Consider the following 2,992-nt stretch of genomic DNA (forward strand, 5'->3'; position numbering starts at 1 on the left):
GGGTCAAGCCGCGCTGGGAATCTCCGGCGCCGGCGCCCGAAGCCGCCGCGGCCTGAAAACCGGTCGAGCCCCCGGTGTCGGGTGCCGGGGGCTCGACCGGACCGCGGGAGCGGTGGTCGGAGAAGTCGTCAGCGCGGGGTCAGTTTCGGCGCAGGCCGTCTCGGCGAGCGCCGTTTCGCCCACCACGGGGGTCGCGCCGGTGTCGACTCCGTCACGCGCACGGTCATGGGCACCTCCCGCACCGGATCCATATGTTGCGAGCCACAACAAAATAACTCGCCCCGGAAGTGGCGCCGGTCACAATTCGGTCACGACGGCCGTCCGGGTACGTTCCGGGGGTGCAGTTCGTCCTCGCCTCCCAGTCCCCCGCCCGCCTCGCCCTCCTGCGTTCCGCGGGCCTCGACCCGGCCGTGTTCGTCTCCGGCGTCGACGAAGACGCCGTCGCCGCCGCGCTGACCGATCCCGCGCCGGCCGAGCTCGTCGCCGCCCTCGCCGCGGCCAAGGCCGAAGCCGTCGTCGACAAGGTCGCCGCGGTCCACCCGGACGCCGTCATCGTCGCCTGCGACTCGATGCTGAACATCGGCGGGCAGATGGTCGGCAAACCGGCCGATCCGGACACCGCGCGGCAGCGGTGGGCCGCGATGGCCGGAACATCCGGTGAACTCCTCACCGGCCACGCGGTCGTCCGGCTCGACGGCGGCACCCGCGCGAAGGAGACCAGCGGCTGGGAGTCGACCACCGTCCGGTTCGGCACGCCGACGCCCGAGGAGATCGACGCCTACGTCGCGTCCGGCGAACCGCTGCACGTGGCAGGCGGCTTCACGATCGACGGCCTGGGCGGCTGGTTCGTCGACGGGCTCACCGGCGGCCACACGAGCGTCATCGGCATCAGCCTGCCGCTGACGCGCCGGCTGCTCGCCGAGGTCGGGGTGAGTGTCGTGGACCTCTGGTCGCGTCCCGCATCCTGAGAAAGGCGCCACACGAACGGGTGATCCGGAAGAGTGCCCTCTTGCCTAACGTTCTCTTCACGAGGCAAGACAGGAAATTTTCGAGCACCGGAGTCGCCCCGTGTCTTTCGTACGGACCTACACCAAGCCGCGGGTGTTCGCGGCCGCGGTTCTCGGCTCGCTCGTGGTCGGCGCCGCGCTGGGCGTCGTCGCACGGCAGACCGAGGCCGGCTGGCTGACCGATCTCCTCGACCAGATCGGCACCATCTTCACCACGCTGCTGCAGATCGCGGTGATCCCGCTGGTCTTCACGGCCATCGTCGTCGGCATCAACAGCCTCCGCGGGCTCGGCGGCGGCCGCACCGCCGCGCGCCTGGGCGGCAAGACGGTGCTGTGGTTCGCGATCACGTCGTTCATCGCGTCGCTGATCGGGATCGCGGCCGGCCGGATCTTCAACCCCGGCGCGGGCGGGCTCGGCGGCGTCGAAGCGACCGCCAAGAACGCCGACAAGGCCGCGGCCAGCGTCGACCACTGGGGCTCGTGGAGCGCCTTCGTGAACGGCCTGCTGCCGGAGAACTTCGTGAAAGCGTTCGCCGACGGCGAGACGCTGCAGGTGCTCTTCCTCGCGCTGGTGATCGGCGCGGCCGCGTACAGCCTGGGTGACAAGGCCAAGCCGTTCGTGGACTTCACGACCAGCGTCTTCGAGATCATCCAGCGCTACCTCGGCTGGATCGTCCGGCTGGCCCCGATCGGCATCGTCGGCCTGATCGGCGCGGCCGTCTCCAACTACGGCGACGCGCTGTTCCGCCCGCTGTTCTCCGCCACGCTCGCGGTGTACGTCGGCTGCCTGGTCGTGCTCTTCGTCGTCTACCCGATCCTGCTGCGGTTCGTGGCGAAGGTCAGCCCGCTGAAGTTCTTCGCCAAGGCGGGCACGGCGATCCAGTTCGCGTTCGCGTCGCAGTCCTCGGCCGCGACGCTGCCGCTGACCCGCCAGTCCGCGGTCAACCTCGGCGTCCAGCCGGCGTACGCGGCCTTCGCGACCCCGCTCGGCAGCGCGACCAAGATGGACGGCTGCGCGGCGGTCTTCCCGGCGATCGCGGCGATCTTCGTCGCCAACCTGGCCGGGGTGTCGCTGAACTTCTGGCAGTACGTCGGCATCGTCGTGGTCGCCGTGGTCGGCGCGCTGGCGACGGCGGGCACCACCGGCTGGCTGACGGCGTTCACGCTGACGACGTCGTTCATCGGCCTCGACGCCAAGCAGGTAGCGATCGGCCTGGCGCTGATCTACTCGGTCAACCCGATCATGGACATGATGCGGACGGCGACGAACGTGGCGGGCCAGATCACCGTTCCCGTCATCGTGGCGCGCGGCGAAGGCCTCCTCGACGACGAGGTCCTGAACGCCCCGACCGACACCCCACTCCACAGCGACGACGGCACTTCCGCCCGCCACACCGAACCCGCCCCCGCCTAACCCGTCACTTTCGCCGTGAAAGTGTTGTGGAGGACCGGCCTCCGCAACACTTTCACGGCGAAAGCTCCACGTTCGGATCAGGAGGACGGGCAGGGGCGGAGGTCGGCGCGGGTGAGGCGGATGTCCGGCCAGCCGCGCAGGTCCGAGGGGGCGGTGTAGCGGCGGGTGCAGCCGACCGGCTTGCCCGTCAGGTCGTAGACCTCGGCCAGCACCGGCGACGCCTCGCACTTCGGGGTGCCGGAGGCCGCGCCCGGGCAGTCGTGGCGGACCACGATCACGTCCGCGCGGCCGTCGGCGGTGACGTCGTAGAGCGACAGCGTCCCGGCGTCCGCGTAGTACGGCTTGCCCGGGTCCCGCCACACTCCCCCGCTGCCGACCAGCAGCTCGCCGTACGCGGCCGTGCCGTCGCCGACGTCGCCGCGGACCAGGCACGCCGGGGCCGCGCCGTCGATGCAGCGCAGCGAGTCCTGGTCCAGCCGGACGCCCAGCTGCGCGATCGCCAGCTCGAACACGGTGCCCGGCTCGGGCCCGACGCGCAGCCGCGCCGACCCGCCCGAGGTGTCGGTCAGCA

The 2,992-nt window shown here is 71.2% G+C and carries 3 protein-coding genes; 2 read left to right on the forward strand and 1 reads right to left on the reverse strand.

The genetic code is table 11. From position 1 onward, the window contains the following. Positions 1-338: 338 nt before the first annotated feature. Entirely contained in the window at positions 339-968 is a 630-nt protein-coding gene (locus tag G3I65_RS48570) for a nucleoside triphosphate pyrophosphatase (protein WP_160702341.1), read from the forward strand. Between the two features lie 100 nt (positions 969-1,068). Then, complete coding sequence (locus G3I65_RS48575; RefSeq protein WP_163046884.1) at positions 1,069-2,421, forward strand: dicarboxylate/amino acid:cation symporter; 1,353 nt, start codon at positions 1,069-1,071, stop codon at positions 2,419-2,421. 77 nt (positions 2,422-2,498) lie between these two features. On the opposite strand, the gene G3I65_RS48580 is transcribed toward G3I65_RS48575, so the two are convergent. Continuing rightward, a partial coding sequence (locus G3I65_RS48580; RefSeq protein WP_160702343.1) for a hypothetical protein occupies positions 2,499-2,992 on the reverse strand: 494 nt, incomplete at its 5' end.

The organism is Amycolatopsis sp. SID8362 (assembly GCF_010550475.1).
GTDB classification, from domain to species: Bacteria; Actinomycetota; Actinomycetes; order Mycobacteriales; family Pseudonocardiaceae; genus Amycolatopsis; species Amycolatopsis eburnea.